The following is a 17,134-nucleotide window of genomic DNA, read 5'->3' as shown; positions in this document are numbered from 1 at the left end:
GCATCGGGGCAGTTAATGGAAATAAGGGTTAATTCTGATAAGAACAAAAAGGGCGAACTCCAGAGAGGGGAATTCGCCCTTTTTTAATTTAAAAGGCAAGGAGGAATGATGCCAAAACGAAATGATATCCATAAGATTCTGATAATAGGCTCGGGGCCGATAATCATAGGGCAGGCCTGTGAATTCGATTACTCAGGTACGCAGGCATGCAGGGCCCTCAAGGAAGAAGGGTATGAAGTGGTACTGGTCAATTCAAACCCCGCGACGATAATGACCGACCCGGAAACCGCCGATAAGACCTACATCGAACCGCTTACCGTGGAAAGCCTCGAAAGGATAATCAAAAAAGAAAAACCCGACGGGCTGTTGCCCAATCTGGGCGGCCAGACCGGTCTTAACCTTTCATCCAGTCTCAACAAGGCCGGCATACTCGAAAAATACGGGGTAGATATCATCGGTGTCAAATCCGATACGATAGAAAGGGGAGAGGATCGTATCGCTTTCAAGGAGACAATGAACAGGCTGGGGGTTCCGATGGCCAAGTCGGAACCGTGCCATTCTGTCGAGGAAGCCGAGAAGATCGCCGAACAGCTCGGTTACCCGGTGGTTCTGCGCCCTGCGTATACTCTCGGCGGCACAGGTGGCGGGATAGCTTATAACGTTGAGGAGCTGAGGACGATAGTGACACGCGGTCTGGCTGCAAGTCTCGTGCATCAGGTGCTGGTCGAGGAGTCGGTCCTGGGCTGGGAAGAGCTGGAACTGGAAGTAGTAAGGGACGAGAAGGGCCAAAAAATAACGGTCTGCTTTATCGAGAACATAGACCCCATGGGGGTGCATACAGGGGACAGTTTCTGTTCGGCCCCGATGCTGACGGTGTCCGAGAAACTCCAGAAGAAGCTGCAGGATGTCGCTTACAAGATCGTTGATGCTATTGGAGTTGTGGGGGGGACCAACGTTCAGTTCGCGCACAATGCCGAGGACGATAGGCTGGTGGTCATAGAGATAAATCCCCGTACCTCCAGGTCTTCCGCGCTTGCTTCTAAGGCGACGGGGTTTCCCATCGCCCGCATATCCACAAAACTCGCAGCCGGCCTGACCATGGATGAGATACCCTACTGGAAAGAGGGCACTCTGGAAAAATATGAACCCAGCGGGGATTATGTGGTGATCAAGTTCGCCCGGTGGGCCTTTGAGAAATTCCCTCAGGCCAAGGATGTTCTGGGGACCCAGATGAAGGCCGTCGGTGAAGTGATGAGCATAGGCAAGACCTTCAAGGAAGCTTTCCAGAAGTCTATACGTTCGCTTGAGATTAAACGATACGGGCTTGGCGGGGCGAAGGATTTCAGCGATCTTCCTGTTGATGAGATAAGGCACAGGCTTTCGCCTCCTTCAAGTGAGCGCATCTTTTTAATGTATGAGGCTCTGCGCAAAGGCATAAGCCCTGAAGACCTGCACGAAGTGACTTCGATACATCCATGGTTCATCAACGAGATGAAAGAGCTTGCCGATTTCGAGATTGACATGGCCAAGATTGGCTGGGACGGTGTGACTGACGATATGCTGGCCAAGGCCAAAGAGTGGGGTTTTTCCGACAGGTATCTCGCGGGGCTGTTTAAGGTGGATGAGAAAAAGATAAGGAAAAGAAGGCTAAAAATAGGCAAGGTCGCCCGTTATGAAGCAGTACCGGTAAGCGGTGTGGAGAACGCAGCCTATTATTATTCCACTTACAGCTGCGGTGAAGACAATGTTCCCGTGGACAAGAACAGGAAGATCATGATCCTGGGTGGTGGGCCTAACCGGATAGGGCAGGGAATAGAGTTCGATTATACCTGTGTGCATGCGGCTTTCGCCTTGCGGGAGAAAGGATTTGAAACCATCATGGTCAACTGTAATCCGGAAACGGTATCAACGGATTACGATACTTCGGACAAACTTTACTTTGAACCGTTGACCGTTGAGGATGTAATGGCTATATACGAAAAGGAGAAGCCCGAGGGTGTCATCGTGCAGTTCGGAGGACAGACGCCTCTTAACATAGCGCAGGAGCTCAAAGATAACGGCGTGAAGATCCTGGGTACTTCCCCCGAGAGCATTCATTTCGCCGAAGACAGGGAGCACTTTCGGGAAAAGATGATAGAGTTGGGAATACCGCAACCGGAGAGCGGGATCGCAAGATCCCTGGATGAAGCGATTAAGATAGCCAAAAATATCGGGTTTCCTCTTATGGTGAGGCCTTCTTACGTACTGGGCGGTAGGGGTATGGAAATAATCTATGACGAAGAATCCCTTACAAAATATGCAACCGAAGCGATAAAGGTCAGTCCGGAGCACCCGATGCTCATAGACAGGTTCCTCGAAAGCGCCACCGAGGCGGAAGTGGATGCTCTATCAGACGGGAAGGAGACCTTTATAGCGTCGGTGATGGAACACATAGAACTTGCCGGCGTGCATTCGGGCGATTCGGCCTGTTCTATCCCGAGCCGCACTATCAAGCCGGAACATCTCAAGAAAATCGAAGAATATACCAGCGCGATAGCCAAAGAGCTCAAGGTGGTCGGTCTGATAAACATACAGTATGCCATATGCGACGATGTCGTTTATATACTTGAAGCTAATCCCCGGGCTTCCCGTACGGTGCCGCTGGTATCGAAAGTGGCCGGGGTGCCGATAGCCCGTATCGCCACGGAGCTGATGATAGGTGAGAAGCTGAGCAAGTATGACGACTTGAAGAGCATGAAGCCCAAATTCTACGGCGTGAAGGAAGCGGTCTTTCCGTTCAATATGTTCCCCGAGGTGGATCCGCTTCTTGGGCCGGAGATGAGGGCGACAGGCGAAGTGATGGGAGCGGCCGATACTTTTGAATACGCTTTCTACAAAGCCCAGGAGGCCACTGGTGCCAAGCTGCCAATAGAGGGGAACGTGCTTCTGACGGTGGCAGATAAAGATAAACCGTTCCTTGTTCCGATAGCCAGGAAGATCAAGGATCTCGGTCTGAATATCTACGCTACCAAGGGAACACGCGAGCACCTCATCAGCAACGGCATAGATTGTGTCGAGGTAAAGAAGCTGTATGAGGGCAGACCTAATATAACAGACGCCCTCAAGAACGATGAGATACATATGGTCATAAATACGCCCATAGGCAAGGACAGCAAATACGACGATAGCTATATACGCATGGCTGCCATACAGCGCAAGACACCGTATGTCACGTCCATCGCGGCTGCTGAGGCAAGTGTCGCGGGCATAGAAGCGATCAAGAAGAACAGGGATATGGTGCCCAAGGCTCTCCAGGAGTACCACGGGTAAAATAGATAAGTTCGTTATTGCAAGAATTAAAGAGGAGAAAAATATGAGCGGTGTTTTCGGAGCTGTATCAAAAGGTAACTGCGCGTCAACGGTCCTGTACGGGACGGATTATCATTCACATCTGGGTACCGAATTCGGTGGCATGGCGGTTTTGGGGGATATTTTCCAGAGACAGATACATGACATCAGCCAGAGTCAGTTCAAGTCCAAGTTCTACACCGATGCCAAACGTATGCGTGGCAATATGGGTATTGGCGTTATAAGCGATTGCAACGAGCAGCCGATGTACCTTAATTCCAAGTTCGGCCCTTTTTGCATAGTTACCAGTGGCCTGATCGAGAATGCCGAACAGCTCGCCGAGCAACTCCTCAGCGAGGGCGTTTCGTTCAGTGAGATGAGCCCGGTGTCCGTGAATATTACCGAACTCATAGCAAAGCTGATAAATCAGGGCACCAGCATAGTGGATGGCATCGAAAGGATGATGGAGAGAATAGAGGGTTCCTGCTCGCTACTTTTACTGAACGAACAGGGGATCTATGCTGCAAGGGACCGTTTGGGGTATACGCCTCTTGTGCTGGGAAAGCGGGATGATACCTGGGCCGTTACTGCTGAAACCAGCGCTTTCCCGAATAACCGGTTTGAAATAGTAAAATATCTTGAACCCGGAGAAATAGTGCTTATTACAGAAGATGGTCCCGTTCAGAAGAAAGAGTCCGGGGAGAAAACCCAGATCTGCACATTCCTGTGGATATATACGGGTTTTCCGGCATCCTCTTACGAAGGCATAAATACCGAGATAGTAAGGGAGCGGGCCGGAAGAGCTCTGGCAAGGCATGATAAGGATGTAGAACTTGATCTGGTTGCGGGGATACCGGATTCGGGAATGGGACACGCTCTGGGGTATGCCATGGAAAGCGGCAGACCTTTAAGAAGGCCGCTTGTTAAATATACTCCCGGATATGGGCGCAGTTACACCCCGCCCTCCCAGGAAACCCGCGATCTTGTCGCAACCATGAAACTTATCCCCATCAAAGAGGTTATAGAGGATAACAGGATAGCTATTTGCGAGGATTCAATAGTCAGGGGCACTCAGTTGAAGAACTTTACCGTTAAAAAACTCTGGGACGCCGGTGCCAAGGAAGTACACGTGAGGCCGGCTTGTCCGCCCCTTATGTTCCCCTGTAAATTTTGCTTATCAACACGCAGCATCAACGAACTGGCGGCCAGGAAAGCGATCCGGGCGATAGAAGGGCACGATATTGAGGACGTCACAGAATATGTTGATGAGAGCTCAGATAAGTATGAACAGATGATCGAGTGGATAAGAAAAGATATTGACGTTACCACACTGAAATACCAGACTATGGAGGACATGATCAAAGCCGTTGGTTTGCCCAGAGAGAAGCTGTGCACTTATTGCTGGAACGGTGAATGTCCCGGAAGTTCTATCCGTAAGGAGAATAAGAAAGCCGTAAAAACGGAGGCCTAGATGGATATAAGGACCAGGATGTTGGATAAGGCCGGATTTGATAACGGCAAATACCTGGAAGAACAGACCAAGGCCATCCTACAAAGGGTGGAAAAGTTCGGGGACAAGCTTTATCTCGAGTTCGGCGGCAAAATAGTGTATGATTTCCATGCCGCGAGGATACTTCCCGGGTTCGCTCCGGATGTAAAGATGCAGCTTTTGCAGAAGCTCGCCGATAAGGCCGAGATAATCCTTTGTATTTACGCAGGGGATATCGAGAGGAAAAAAGTCCGGGCGGATTTCGGTATAACATATGACTCCGACGCGCTAAGGATGCTGGATGAGCTCGGTGAACGCGGATTGCGTGTTGCGGGGGTCGTCATTACCCGTTATGAGAATCAGCCATCGGCTAAGATATTCAAGAATAAACTGGAACGCCGCGGTGTCAAGGTCTATACACACCGGTACACCAAAGGATATCCGACCGACGTAGACCTTATCGTCAGCGATGAGGGGTACGGGGCGAATAAATTTATCGAGACGACAAGACCGCTTGTGGTGGTAACAGGCCCGGGTCCGGGCAGCGGAAAGCTCGCCACAAGCCTTTCGCAGGTATATCACGAACACCGCAGAGGAGTAAATGCGGGATACGCGAAGTTCGAGACCTTTCCCATATGGAACCTGCCTCTCAAGCATCCGGTGAACGTCGCCTATGAGGCGGCTACTGCAGATCTTAAGGATTTCAACATGATAGATCCTTTCCATCTTGAAGCTTACGGTAAAACGGCGATAAATTATAACCGTGACGTGGATGCTTTCCCTCTTCTGAAGAGGATACTGGAGAAGATAATGGGAGAGGATACCGTGTATAAGTCTCCTACCGATATGGGTGTTAACAGGGCGGGGTTCGGTATAGTTGATGATGATGCCGTGCGAGAGGCCGCTAAGCAGGAGATCATAAGAAGGTATTTCAGGTATTCGTGCGAGTATGCCATTGGTTTTGCGGACAAGGATACCGTTGAAAGGGCGCGTCTTATAATGCAGGAGATAGGAATGCGGCCTGAGGATCGCCCGGTGGTCGAACCGGCGAAGAAAGCAATGGTCGAAGCACAGAACAAGGGGAAGGGTCACGAAGGTATATTCTGCGGTGCTGCCATGCTTCTCGCCGACGGCAGGGTCGTTACAGGAAAGAATTCATCGAGCATGCATGCCGCTTCAAGCCTCATTCTGAACGCAGTAAAGGAAGTTGCTGAGATTCCCGACAAGATACACCTGCTTCCCCCCGCAATAGTTGATTCTATCAGCAGGTTCAAGAAACAACTTGCTAGGGAAAGGAACATGAGCCTTGACCTGGATGAGACCCTGATAGCGCTGAGCATAAGCGCGGCTACCAATCCGACCGCGCAGCTCGCTCTGGATAAGCTCAAGGAACTTAAAGGTAACGACGTTCATCTGACCCATATGCCGACCCCCGGAGATGAAGCCGGACTTCGAAAACTTGGCATAAACCTTACCAGCGAGCCGAATTTCGCCACCAAGAGTTTTTTTGTGGCCTGAGACCAAATGATAGCATCTAACGGGCTTTTATCCCCATAGTGTAAAACTCTAGAGGTCTAAGGTCTTCTTCTGATGGAGAAGGGGAATATGTCTCTGCAGATCGCCACGGTGTGTAGCAGGCAGGATCAATCCAATATTTCCGCGGTGATATGCTCCGCGTCGGTGACCGTTATCTTTATTTTGATGCCTCTTGCCAAGAAGGTTCCGGTCGAGACAGTGAACCCCCCAAGAGGAACTGAGCTTTCGGAATATTCTTCATCGGTTATCAAGTACAGGGGCAATTGGATCTTTGCTTTGGTCATGCCTACCGTCACGTAGTGCTTGTCGATCTTATTCAGGATGTAATACTCGATTATGTTGTAGCCCTCTTCCTCAAGCAGCGAGGAATCAAGATAAACGCATATATAATCCCCTTCGCTTATGGGCGAGTCCTTGAATACGGTAAGTCTCTTGTTTTCCGAGATGATTGCTTGGTCGCCCTCCTCGGTCTTAATGATCTCGACTTGGGCGTAAGATGAAGCTGCAACGAACAGACAGAAAACAAGCAAAATAGTGATCTTCTTCATATGCACTCCCTTCAGGCTTTTTCTGATAGCAGATTTATTATACCATATCTTATGCCGCCCGAGAAAAGCATATAGAGAACAGAAATCGCAGAATTTTTCAGGAATAACTTGCGTGTGACATTCCAGTATCTCTACAGCAAATGATACAGGTCCTCAAGGATGTTACCCGCTGGAGGGATATTCAAAACGGCAAAATGACCCCGGGGTGATTTTTGCGAGCCTGGACTTGCCCGCCCATAAACTTTAGCGTATAATATATTCGTTCTTTTTATCATTGAAGGGAGGGTATTATGAAGAAGCTCATAGCGGTTGTACTGGTTGCGATGCTGGTCATGGGCAGCACTGTCTTGTTTGCCGCCGAAAAACAGCAGGGTACCGAACAGGAACAATCCATGGTAAGGAAATTTTGGGGCGATTTTGCGGATCTTTTCAGGAAACAGATACCGGAAACTCCCGAGCAGAAAAGCGATACACACAATGTCTGGAAACAGACCAAGGGAAGAGGAAAGAACTGACGGGTTCAATCTGAAAAACAGCGTTTAGTTGAAGAACCCCGGGGGCGGAGAAACACCGTTCCCGGGGTTTTCACGTACAGAGGTGAGTTATCGTCGTCCTTGTGGGTCTCATAGATCTCTTCTATTTTCTTATGGTTTTTTCTGAAGCTTTCCAGGATGCCCGGATCAAAATGTCCGGGTGATGTCCTGCCATCACCTTTGGTGATGATGAAGCGGACTTTTTCATGGCCGAAAGCCGGTTTATAAGGTCTCCTGCTTCGGAGGGCGTCATACTGGTCGGCTATATTGGTTATTCTGGCTTCAAGCGGTATGTCTTTGCCTTTGATACGATTCGGATAACCGCTTCCATCCCATCTTTCGTGGTGGGATAATGCAATTTTTTCGGCCATTTGAATGAACGGGGAGTCCGAACCGTTCAGGATCTTCTGCCCGATCGTGGTGTGTGTTACCATCACCTGCCATTCCGTCCGGGAGAGGGCCGCGTTCTTAAGCAGTATCCTGTCGGGTATGCCGACCTTACCTATGTCATGCATGGGGGAGGCATAATAAATGGTATCCACGAATTCCGCGTCCATACCGACGGACCTGGCAAGGAAACGGCTGTAGAGACCGATGCGCCGAATATGCACCCCGGTATCTTCATCTTTATATTCGGCCGTAAGAGCCAGTTTCTGGACGGTGTCCATATACCCCAGCTTGATCTTGATGTACGCCTGGTCAAGTTCATCGAGCGTTTCGCTCAGTTTATGCGTTCTGTCGCGCACCTGTTTTTCAAGTTCAAGATTATGAACGTTCAGGAAATCCTGATATTCTTTTATTTTTATGTGATTTCGCACTCTCAGTGAGAGTTCGTGCATGTCTATGGGCTTTGTTATGTAATCGTTCGCGCCTCTGGAGATGCCCTTAAGGACATCTTTCTTCGAGTCGGGTTCGGTAAGGATAATTATTGGGATATGGGCAGTGTTTGAGTCGTTTTTGAGGGAAGTAATGATCTTGAAGCCGGAAAGATCGGATAAGTTAACGTCCAGAAGGATAAGGTCGGGGAGGTACTTTTTAGCTTTACGGACGGCCTGTTTACCGGTCGCGGCATTTATGCCTTCATAGCCCAGTTTGCGCAACAGCGCGTTGAAAAGCTGCGAGTTGATATTGTCGGCATCGGCTATGAGGATCCTTTTTTTACGGGTCTTAGCCTTCATGTCCGACTCCTCTCTAACTATTATACCCCTAAACATGGATGTTCGCCACAACATTTTATGTGAATTTTATAATCATTTTAAAATCTGTCCTCGATAGATCAATTCCGCTTATTTTCATAGCGGACTTGAAAACGCCCGTAAATACAGATATTATATATGAATACGATACTGGTCATACAAACGCTAAGGGGGGGATTCCATGAAGAAACTCCGGGGCTTTTTCTTTTTGGTTTTTCTAATTATAGTTCCTTCAACCGTTTTCCCGCAACAAGCCGTAAGATCCATCGATCCGAACCTGCCGACTGTAGCTATTATCACAACAGGGGGCACCATAGCCGAGAAGACCGATCCGGAAACAGGCGGGGCCGTGCCAGCACTTTCCGGCCAGGCACTTTTAAAAGCCGTACCGGAGATTTCCGGTGTCGCAAATATCAAAGTTATTAATTTCTCCAATATTGACAGTTCCCAGATGACCCCTGAGATATGGGCTAATTTGAGCAAAAAAGTGGATGAGACCCTCCAGGACCCGATGATCAAGGGAGCCGTTGTTACACACGGTACCGATACCATGGCAGAAGGAGCGTTTTTTCTGGACCTTACCGTGAAGAGTGATAAACCCGTGGTTTTTGTCGGAGCCATGCGCGACGCTTCAAGTGTCTCGCCAGACGGCCCGGCCAATATACTCAACGGTGTCATTCTTGCATCTTCAGAAGAGGCCCAGGGGTGGGGCGTTACCGTCGCGCTCAACCAGTATGTCAATTCCGCCCGCGATGTCAGGAAAACACAAACCACCAATGTACAGACCTTTAATTCCGGAGAAAAAGGTTATCTCGGGTATATACATGGCGGCAAAGTGATAAAATTCAGGGAAAGATCAAAACGCGTGAGGCTTCCTCTTCCAGAGAAACTCCCCGAGGTGGTGCTTCTTGCCACTTATGCGGGGGATGACGGAAGTCTTTTAAGACATGTTGTTGATTCGGGGGCAGAAGGCGTTGTTATCGAGGGAGTGGGAGCCGGGAATGTTAACGCCAAGGTCAATCAAGTAATAGAATATGCTCTTAGCAAGAACGTTATCATCGTCATATCGACAAGGGTTTACCACGGTGGGGTTTTTCCTATTTACGCTGACAAGGGCGGCGGGGCGACCTTGAAAAAAGAAGGGGTCTTTTTGGGCGGTGACCTTACTCCGCCGAAAGCCCGTCTGCTTCTTATGCTCTCGTTGCCACATACCGCCGATGACAGGTCCAAGCTCGAGGGATATTTCGAAACTTAAACAAGGAGGACATGATGACCCGGTTGGAAGAGAAAAAATACGAAGCCTTAAGTCCATTCGAACTTAAGAACAAACTTATGAATATGGCCGGGACGCATCATGAGCGTATGATGCTTAACGCAGGAAGGGGCAACCCTAACTGGATAGCCATGACACCACGCCGGGGGTTCTTCCAGCTGGGGCTTTTCGCGGTCCAGGAATCCGAAAGGGCGCCCCACCGGGAAAGGCTCGGGTCCACCCCGGAGAAAAAGGGGATAGGCAAAAGGTTCGAGCAGTTCATGGACGAGAGGTGGGAGTCCGAAGGCGTGCCTTTTTTGAAGGAAGCGTACAAGTATGTATGTAATGATCTCAAGCTGGACGCGGATGATTTCATTTGTGAGATGGTGGATGCCATACTCGGGGATCATTACCCGACCCCGGACAGGATACTTGTGAATACCGAGAAGGTTATCCAGAGATATCTTGACCAGGAGATGTGCGCGGGCGATCCCCCAAAGGGCAAATTCGATCTTTTTGCCACCGAGGGCGGTACAGCCGCCATGGATTATATCTTTACCAGCCTCATGGAGAACAAGCTTCTTCATAAAGGGGACAAGATAGCCCTCGGCACGCCCATATTCACCCCTTACATAGAGATCCCGCGTCTTAACGATTACGAGCTGGTGGAACTTGAGGTGCAACAGGATGAGAACGCTGACTGGCAGTATCCCGAGTCCGAAATAGAAAAACTTGCCGATCCGGACGTAAAGGCTTTCTTTCTTGTTAACCCGTCGAACCCGACCTCCGTTAGCATGGCTCATGGGGCTCTTGAGAAGATATCCGAACTGGTGAGGACCAGACGAAAGGACCTCATTCTGCTGACGGATGATGTCTATGGTACATTCGTCAACGGGTTCAAATCGCTTGCCGCAGTAGCGCCGTATAACACCATTCTCGTTTATTCCTATTCAAAATATTTCGGGGCTACAGGATGGCGTCTGGGAGTCATAGGCTTGCATGAGAACAATGTCTTCGACAAAATGATAGCCGACCTGCCGGAACCGGACAGAAAAGCTCTGCACAAGAGGTACAGCACCGTGGAGCTCGACCCCGATAACATGAAACTCATAGACAGGATGGTCGCCGACAGCCGTTCCGTCGCTTTGCACCATACCGCGGGGCTGTCGACGCCTCAGCAGGTCATGATCGTTCTTTTTTCGCTGTACTGTCTTATTGACAGGGACGATAAATATAAACAGGAGGCTCAGTCCATCGTGGCCGAAAGGTTCAACACGCTTTATGAGGCGGTCGGAGCGCCTGCCCCGGATAATTCGTGGGACGCCCATTACTATACGACCATAGATGTGCCTTCTCTGGCCAGGCAGAGATACGGCGACGAATTCGCTGAACACCTGGTAAAGGATTACGAACCGATAGATTTTGTCTGGCGCCTGGCCGATGAGAAGTCAGTCGTTCTTATGGACGGGGGCGGGTTCGATGCTCCTGAGATGTCGGTGCGGGTTTCACTGGCGAACCTGCCTAACAAGGCATACAGTGACATCGGCAAAGCGATAAGCGATCTTTTGGCGGATTATCATGATAAATGGGCATCATCCAGAAAATAACGGCTAAAAGGGGGAACTATGTGGCAAGAAGTGGTAAATGTTTGTAAAGAGTATCCCCAGATACTTGTATTTTTAGCAATAGCGGCAGGATACTACGTCGGTAAAATAAAAATATTCGGCTTTAACCTCGGATCCACTGCGGGTGTGCTCATAGCTGCGTTGGTGCTCGGTCAGATCAATGTGCAGATACCCCCGCTGCTCAAAGCGGTCGCCTTCGCACTGTTCATATTCACCATCGGTTACAAGGTCGGACCCCAGTTTTTCGGGGGCCTCAAGAAAGAGGGACTGAGTTATATCTGGTTGTCGCTCTTCTTCGGGGTGGTGGGGCTGACCGCCGCCATACTCATCGCTAACGCGTTCGGTTTCGGGAAGGGGACCAGTGCCGGAATGCTCGCGGGTGCTCTGACCCAGTCCTCGGCCATCGGGACGGCAGAAGGGGCGATAAAGCATATTGCCGGTTCCGCCGCGCAAAGGGCCACGATGGACAGTAACGTCGCGATCGCGTACGCTATCACGTACGTCTTTGGTACAGCGGGCATGATCGTCTTCTACAAAATAGTTCCCCGTCTGATGAGGATCAACCTCAAGGAAGAAGCGCGGAAGCTCGAGAAAGAGATGTCGGGTGGCAGCGAAGAAGAGCTGGGGCCAGAACTTTTTTCATGGTTCAAACAGCTGAATCTAAGGGCTTACCGCGTGACAGAGAACGCCTTTATCGGTAAGAGCGTTAAGGATGTAGAAAATATGTTTCCGGGGAAGGTTTTCGTCGACAAGATCAAAAGAGAAGACAAGGTGTTGGACCCGGGACCGGATATCATTCTCCAGCTGAATGATGAGATCGCGCTGGTCGGAGATCGCAAGGAGTTCCTAAAGGCCGATTCGATGATAGGCCCTGAAGTGGACGATAAAGGCATAGTGGACCTGGTCGGGGAGATACTGGATATATGCGTGATCAATAAAGAGGTTGTGGGAAAGACCCTAGGCGAGATAAGCGCCGAACACGGACACGGTTGTTTTTTAAGACGTATCACACGCCAGGGGCATGAACTTCCTTTGACCAGGGATACCGTGGTCCATAAATGTGATGTTCTTCAGGTAGCCGGTTCTCAGAAGGACGTTGATAAAATAGCTGAATATCTGGGATACCCGGAGAGGCCCACTGCCGTTACGGACCTGATTATGGTGGGAATAGGATGTGTTCTGGGAACGCTTCTGGGACTTCTGGCGGTACGGGTGGGGGATATCCCCATTACACTGGGTGTAGGGGGAGGTGTGCTGGTCTCCGGTCTTGTTTTCGGCTGGTTGAAATCCGTGCACCCGACCTTCGGACAGATACCGACTGGCGCTCAATGGATCTTCACCGATCTGGGGCTTAATCTTTTTATCGCCTGTCTGGGCTTGGCGGCAGGACCAAGAGCGATCCATGCTCTGCAGACCACGGGGCTCGCTTTATTCTTTGCGGGAGCGACCCTTACACTCGTTCCGCATATACTGGGTATATTCTTCGGTAAATACGTGCTTAAACTGAACCCGGTCCTACTTTTCGGGGCGCTTACCGGATCGGGCACCGTGACCGCCGCGCTTAACGCACTTAAGGAGGAATGCGACAGCGCTATACCCGCTCTTGGTTACACCATACCTTACGCTTTCGGTAACGTGATACTTACCGTATGGGGGACAGTGCTTGTTCATGTTATCAAGATCTAAACAGCCTGAGAAAGGATAAGACATGAATCCGATAAATATAATCAATACTTCGTTATGCGCCATCATCCTCGTTCTGGGGTGCTGGGCATTCAAGAAGAAAAAGGACAATGTGCCTCTGTTCATAGGGGTCGCTTTCGGGCTTTTCGGGGTATCCCACTTGATCAACATTCTTGATCTTACAGAGATATTTGAGATATTCATTATCATGTTGAGGGTGCTGGCGTACCTTATAGTCATATTTGCTTTATACAGGAGTATAACCAGGGAAGAATACTGACCCGAACTTTTTCAGGGGGGGCGGATTCTTTTCAGGAGGAGGTAAGGATGAAGAAGGTTCTGATTGCTATATGTCTATTTATGCTTGTTCTGTCGCAGGGTGTATTCGCGCACTCACCCTCCAGGATAGATCTCGATTATAATCCGCAGACCAGCATTCTTTCAGTTGTTGTTTTTCATAATGTCACTGATCCGGAGAACCATTATGTAGCAAAGGTTACCGTTGCGATCAACGGCAAGAGCCTCATCGAGGATGTCCGGACCGTCCAGGATGATAAAGATAAACAGACAATTAAATACAGGCTGCCGGAATTAAAAAAGGGCGATTCGGTGACGGTCGAGGCTTCCTGCAGTATACAGGGCACACACAGTGCACTTCTAGAACTGGAATGATCCTGACAGGAGGGCGGTAATGATAAGAATACTTGTCGAATCGGATAAGGGCAGGATAGAGCTCGAGGCAGAACTTTTTGAAAAGTCTGCGGCGGATCGGATAAAAGAAGAGCTTCCAATAACTTCCACCCTCAGGACCTGGGGCGATGAGATATATTTCGATACAGGAATCGATGAGGTTCCGGCGGACGACGCTACGCTTGAAGTTGATCCAGGTGATGTGGCTTTCTGGCCGGAAGGTAAGAGTCTGTGTGTGTTCTTCGGCCCTACACCGGCCAGCCGAGGAGATAGACCGGTCCCAGCCAGTGAAGTGGTCCTAGTCGGTAAAACGCGCAACGACCCTTCGGTCCTTCGTCTTGCAAGATCAGGGGCGAAAGTGACCGTGGAACAGGGATGAAAACAAGTCAAAGGAGTTAGTATGGGACTTAAAAAAAGAAAAAAAATAAAGGCCAAACAGAAGAAAAAACGTCATAAAAAGCGCATGAAACTCGCCGAAGAGGGGCTTGACCCGAATGATTATTATTTCGGGAAATATTATGTCGGTTCCGATGAGTCCGAAGAGGAGTAAGTCTGATGGGCCGGTTTTTTATAAAAGCAAGCTCTCTGGTTGTAGCCCAAAGACTTTCAGCGTTCTTTTGGCCTGGTATTCAGTGAAGTCACCGGCTCAGGATCAATAAATCATTCTATGAGAAAATACCTCCTTATATTCATCTCTATCATAATCTGTGTTTGTGTCTCTGGATGTACTGCCAGGGTAAAAAATACCGGCTCTGGTGGAACTAATATCATCTGCTTCGGCAACAGCATTACTTACGGACAGGGGGCGGAAGCTGACCAGGCATATCCTTTTTTTCTGGGAGAGATGGTCAAAAGGAACGTAATAAACTCAGGGGCTCCCGGGGAAACCAGCGAGGATGCGCTGGAGCGGATTGACGAAGATGTTCTGCAAGCCGATCCCTATATCGTAATAATAGAATTCGGCGCGAACGATTATTTCCAGAGACTGCCGGAGGAGAGGACCATCGTGAATCTCGAGGCCATGATTGATCGCATCCATGACAGAGGAGCCATGGTGGCGTTGTGCGACATAAGTGGAGGTTCTTTATTCGGGATCTATAACATTTATCATGATGAACTTAAGGACCTGGCAAAACGAAAGGAAGCTATATTCGTTCCGTATCTGATGAAAGGGATAATGACCGATCCGGATCTCAGGTCCGACAAGATCCACCCTAACGCTGAAGGTTACAAAATAATAGCTCAAAGAGTGTACAGGGCGATAGAGCCGTATCTGTGAACCGGCAAAATATCTTGTCAAACTCGCTTAACCTTGTTAGGATATTAAACTATCGAGGGTTAAAAATGACCGAACAGTATAAAAACCAAGTTATAGCCTTAGTCGACGATGATCCGGATATAATCACTACCGTATCCGATTTTCTTGGTAAAGAAGGTTTTGAAGTAAAAGGCTTTACAACCGCTCAGGCCTTTTTTAAATATCTTCACACGCAGAGGCCCAACCTGATAATACTCGATATTGTTCTTCCCGATATGAACGGGTTCCAGATATGCAAGACGTTAAAAGAGGCTGAACAATTCGCCGATATACCAGTTATAATTCTCTCTGGACAGGACAAGGACACCGATCAGATATTTGGGATGGACCTGGGTGCTATTGATTATCTTGTAAAACCCTATTCTCTTGATGTTCTTCTGGCCAAGGTCAAGGCAATACTCAAAAGGCAGGATGAACAGATCGAGGAAGACAAGATCAAGGTCGCCGACATGCTCGAGATAGATCTTAAAAGATACCAGGTCAAGGTCGACGGCAAAAAGATAGCGCTTACCCCCACTGAATTCAAGATACTCCAGCTTCTTTGTTCGAGGCCCGGCCAGGTTTTCAGCCGGGAGAAGATCCTTCACCATCTCTGGGGTAATGAAAAGGTCGTACTGGACAGGACGATTGATGTCCATATCCGCCATTTGCGCAGAAAACTGGGTAAAGCCAGTGATCTGATCGAGATGGTAAGAGGTGCTGGTTACAGGCTTCGTGAAGAGTTCTGAGACGACCCTTTGAATAAAAAATCCCTTTCCAGCGTAATAAAATATACGCAAACCCTTGTCAAATAAGCACTTATATCTTAACATAGAATTAATGCATATTTAATATCGGTTTAATACCGATTTAATAGGCAAGTGTTATACTTATTATAGATATGAACCAAAAGGAAAAAACACCTACCAGCTACCGGAGTAGGTAAAAAAACCGCGTTTGGGCAGCGCGGTTTTTTATATGTCGCAGGCATTCGACGAATCCGGAACACATGTCTCCAAGAACTTGTCGCATCAATTCCTATAGCGTATAATAATTAGAACGGATCATTACCGTTTGTTCGAAAGCAGAAGGCAAAAGGTGCTTACATGAAAAGATGTCCCTATTGCGCCGAGCTGATACAGGATGAGGCGAAGGTCTGCAGGTATTGCCATAAAAAAGTCAGCGGGCTGTGGGGTCGCAGGATAATCCTGATAGCCGTTATAGCCGCGCTACTTTTTTTTCTGGTTTTCTATCTCGCTGAAGCCCAGAAAACGATTGGCGATATACGGGGTCTATTTATAGAGTTCAGGCAAGCTTGGTCCTCTTTCGGAGAGATGATGCGAGATGTCAGAAAAGGGCTTGAGGCGCTTAGTTATTATCTTAAAGACATCGAACAAGTTCCCAGCCAGAAGATCTAGGCCCGGGACACGAAAGGAATGGCATATGAGAAGACTGACAATGTTTATGGTCATATGTATTTTTATGTTTTCACAGGTCCCGGTCTATGCTCAAAGCTCCGCTGCCGGCGGTACCTATACCTCCGGAATGGAGCCTGAAGAATGGGCCGAAGATATGGACGAGAAGATTGATACCACTATAAAAGTCCTAAACGTGGTAAAAGAAGAACTTGAAGATTACAAAAGAGCCGAGGCTGAGGGCCTCTCCGAAGCAGAAAAGGGGGAACAGAGCCCGGAAGGCTTCGCTGCTAGAGCCGCTGCCACCATACGCAGGATACTGAGAGGCTGGAGAAAGATACGCCGGGCGACTGCGGATGACCCGGATGCCGCGGACCGGGCCACAGAACAGACATACAAACGTACCGAGGAAATGAGCCGGGAGCTGAGTGACAAACTTGATAAGACCATCAGATCCATGTCGGCGATCAAGGAGGAGCTGGACAAAATGGAAGAAGAGATGCGCGCAGAGGAGAGTGAATAAATGGATTTTCCTGGAAGTCT

17 protein-coding genes are annotated in these 17,134 nt (G+C 49.1%); 15 read left to right on the top strand and 2 right to left on the bottom strand.

Annotated features, from left to right (window positions below):
- The first annotated feature begins 108 nt into the window (after nt 1-108).
- The 3 genes from carB to GF409_01055 are packed head-to-tail and all read left to right on the top strand — an operon-like array spanning nt 109 to nt 6,334.
- Nucleotides 109-3,309, top strand: a complete 3,201-nt coding sequence (carB, locus tag GF409_01065; GenBank protein MBD3425802.1) for a carbamoyl-phosphate synthase large subunit — start codon at nt 109-111, stop codon at nt 3,307-3,309.
- Nucleotides 3,310-3,352: 43 nt separating this feature from the next.
- The gene (locus tag GF409_01060) at nt 3,353-4,798 is read left to right on the top strand and encodes an amidophosphoribosyltransferase (protein ID MBD3425801.1); all 1,446 of its coding nucleotides are present in this window, start codon (nt 3,353-3,355) and stop codon (nt 4,796-4,798) included.
- A gap of 18 nt (nt 4,799-4,816) precedes the next feature.
- Nucleotides 4,817-6,334, top strand: a complete 1,518-nt coding sequence (locus tag GF409_01055; protein MBD3425800.1) for a DUF1846 family protein — start codon at nt 4,817-4,819, stop codon at nt 6,332-6,334.
- 125 nt (nt 6,335-6,459) lie between these two features.
- On the opposite strand, the gene GF409_01050 is transcribed toward GF409_01055, so the two are convergent.
- The gene (locus tag GF409_01050; protein MBD3425799.1) at nt 6,460-6,900 is read right to left on the bottom strand and encodes a hypothetical protein; all 441 of its coding nucleotides are present in this window, start codon (nt 6,898-6,900) and stop codon (nt 6,460-6,462) included.
- A 290-nt stretch (nt 6,901-7,190) separates the two neighbouring features.
- On the opposite strand from GF409_01050, the gene GF409_01045 reads away from it, so the two are divergent.
- Complete coding sequence (locus GF409_01045) at nt 7,191-7,415, top strand: hypothetical protein (GenBank protein MBD3425798.1); 225 nt, start codon at nt 7,191-7,193, stop codon at nt 7,413-7,415.
- 5 nt (nt 7,416-7,420) lie between these two features.
- Here the strand turns inward: GF409_01045 and GF409_01040 are convergent, their stop codons facing one another.
- Nucleotides 7,421-8,611: a response regulator gene (locus tag GF409_01040; GenBank protein ID MBD3425797.1), complete on the bottom strand. Its 1,191-nt coding sequence runs from the start codon at nt 8,609-8,611 to the stop codon at nt 7,421-7,423.
- A 199-nt stretch (nt 8,612-8,810) separates the two neighbouring features.
- On the opposite strand from GF409_01040, the gene GF409_01035 reads away from it, so the two are divergent.
- From GF409_01035 to GF409_00985, 11 genes are all read left to right on the top strand, one after another.
- Nucleotides 8,811-9,884, top strand: coding sequence for an asparaginase (locus GF409_01035; GenBank protein MBD3425796.1), 1,074 nt, complete (start codon nt 8,811-8,813; stop codon nt 9,882-9,884).
- A gap of 14 nt (nt 9,885-9,898) precedes the next feature.
- A complete protein-coding gene (locus GF409_01030; GenBank protein ID MBD3425795.1) occupies nt 9,899-11,488 on the top strand; it encodes a bifunctional aspartate transaminase/aspartate 4-decarboxylase in 1,590 nt (529 codons plus the stop codon).
- Nucleotides 11,489-11,506: 18 nt separating this feature from the next.
- A complete protein-coding gene (aspT, locus tag GF409_01025; protein ID MBD3425794.1) occupies nt 11,507-13,192 on the top strand; it encodes an aspartate-alanine antiporter in 1,686 nt (561 codons plus the stop codon).
- A gap of 22 nt (nt 13,193-13,214) precedes the next feature.
- Nucleotides 13,215-13,469, top strand: coding sequence for a hypothetical protein (locus tag GF409_01020; GenBank protein ID MBD3425793.1), 255 nt, complete (start codon nt 13,215-13,217; stop codon nt 13,467-13,469).
- A 47-nt stretch (nt 13,470-13,516) separates the two neighbouring features.
- Entirely contained in the window at nt 13,517-13,861 is a 345-nt protein-coding gene (locus tag GF409_01015; protein MBD3425792.1) for a hypothetical protein, read from the top strand.
- Nucleotides 13,862-13,880: 19 nt separating this feature from the next.
- Complete coding sequence (locus GF409_01010) at nt 13,881-14,258, top strand: hypothetical protein (GenBank protein MBD3425791.1); 378 nt, start codon at nt 13,881-13,883, stop codon at nt 14,256-14,258.
- A 21-nt stretch (nt 14,259-14,279) separates the two neighbouring features.
- Nucleotides 14,280-14,429, top strand: coding sequence for a hypothetical protein (locus GF409_01005; GenBank protein MBD3425790.1), 150 nt, complete (start codon nt 14,280-14,282; stop codon nt 14,427-14,429).
- A gap of 117 nt (nt 14,430-14,546) precedes the next feature.
- Nucleotides 14,547-15,158: a hypothetical protein gene (locus GF409_01000; GenBank protein MBD3425789.1), complete on the top strand. Its 612-nt coding sequence runs from the start codon at nt 14,547-14,549 to the stop codon at nt 15,156-15,158.
- Nucleotides 15,159-15,223: 65 nt separating this feature from the next.
- Nucleotides 15,224-15,925 carry a response regulator gene (locus GF409_00995; GenBank protein MBD3425788.1) on the top strand — a complete coding sequence of 234 codons (702 nt, stop codon included), beginning with the start codon at nt 15,224-15,226 and terminating at the stop codon, nt 15,923-15,925.
- A 357-nt stretch (nt 15,926-16,282) separates the two neighbouring features.
- A complete protein-coding gene (locus GF409_00990; GenBank protein MBD3425787.1) occupies nt 16,283-16,594 on the top strand; it encodes a hypothetical protein in 312 nt (103 codons plus the stop codon).
- 25 nt (nt 16,595-16,619) lie between these two features.
- Nucleotides 16,620-17,114: a hypothetical protein gene (locus GF409_00985; GenBank protein MBD3425786.1), complete on the top strand. Its 495-nt coding sequence runs from the start codon at nt 16,620-16,622 to the stop codon at nt 17,112-17,114.
- Nucleotides 17,115-17,134 lie beyond the last annotated feature (20 nt).

Source organism: Candidatus Omnitrophota bacterium (assembly GCA_014728045.1).
Classification (GTDB): Bacteria; Omnitrophota; Gorgyraeia; order Tantalellales; family Tantalellaceae; genus WJMH01.
This window is presented reverse-complemented; position numbering and strand designations above follow the sequence as displayed.

Coding starts and splice junctions, on each gene's coding strand:
- carB (MBD3425802.1), top strand. CDS start 109: ATGCCAAAACGAAATGATATCCATAAGATTCTGATAATAGGCTCGGGG.
- GF409_01035 (MBD3425796.1), top strand. CDS start 8,811: ATGAAGAAACTCCGGGGCTTTTTCTTTTTGGTTTTTCTAATTATAGTT.
- aspT (MBD3425794.1), top strand. CDS start 11,507: ATGTGGCAAGAAGTGGTAAATGTTTGTAAAGAGTATCCCCAGATACTT.
- GF409_01000 (MBD3425789.1), top strand. CDS start 14,547: ATGAGAAAATACCTCCTTATATTCATCTCTATCATAATCTGTGTTTGT.
- GF409_00995 (MBD3425788.1), top strand. CDS start 15,224: ATGACCGAACAGTATAAAAACCAAGTTATAGCCTTAGTCGACGATGAT.
- GF409_01055 (MBD3425800.1), top strand. CDS start 4,817: ATGTTGGATAAGGCCGGATTTGATAACGGCAAATACCTGGAAGAACAG.
- GF409_01060 (MBD3425801.1), top strand. CDS start 3,353: ATGAGCGGTGTTTTCGGAGCTGTATCAAAAGGTAACTGCGCGTCAACG.
- GF409_00985 (MBD3425786.1), top strand. CDS start 16,620: ATGAGAAGACTGACAATGTTTATGGTCATATGTATTTTTATGTTTTCA.
- GF409_01040 (MBD3425797.1), bottom strand. CDS start 8,611: ATGAAGGCTAAGACCCGTAAAAAAAGGATCCTCATAGCCGATGCCGAC.
- GF409_01030 (MBD3425795.1), top strand. CDS start 9,899: ATGACCCGGTTGGAAGAGAAAAAATACGAAGCCTTAAGTCCATTCGAA.
- GF409_01010 (MBD3425791.1), top strand. CDS start 13,881: ATGATAAGAATACTTGTCGAATCGGATAAGGGCAGGATAGAGCTCGAG.
- GF409_01045 (MBD3425798.1), top strand. CDS start 7,191: ATGAAGAAGCTCATAGCGGTTGTACTGGTTGCGATGCTGGTCATGGGC.
- GF409_01005 (MBD3425790.1), top strand. CDS start 14,280: ATGGGACTTAAAAAAAGAAAAAAAATAAAGGCCAAACAGAAGAAAAAA.
- GF409_00990 (MBD3425787.1), top strand. CDS start 16,283: ATGAAAAGATGTCCCTATTGCGCCGAGCTGATACAGGATGAGGCGAAG.
- GF409_01050 (MBD3425799.1), bottom strand. CDS start 6,900: ATGAAGAAGATCACTATTTTGCTTGTTTTCTGTCTGTTCGTTGCAGCT.
- GF409_01015 (MBD3425792.1), top strand. CDS start 13,517: ATGAAGAAGGTTCTGATTGCTATATGTCTATTTATGCTTGTTCTGTCG.
- GF409_01020 (MBD3425793.1), top strand. CDS start 13,215: ATGAATCCGATAAATATAATCAATACTTCGTTATGCGCCATCATCCTC.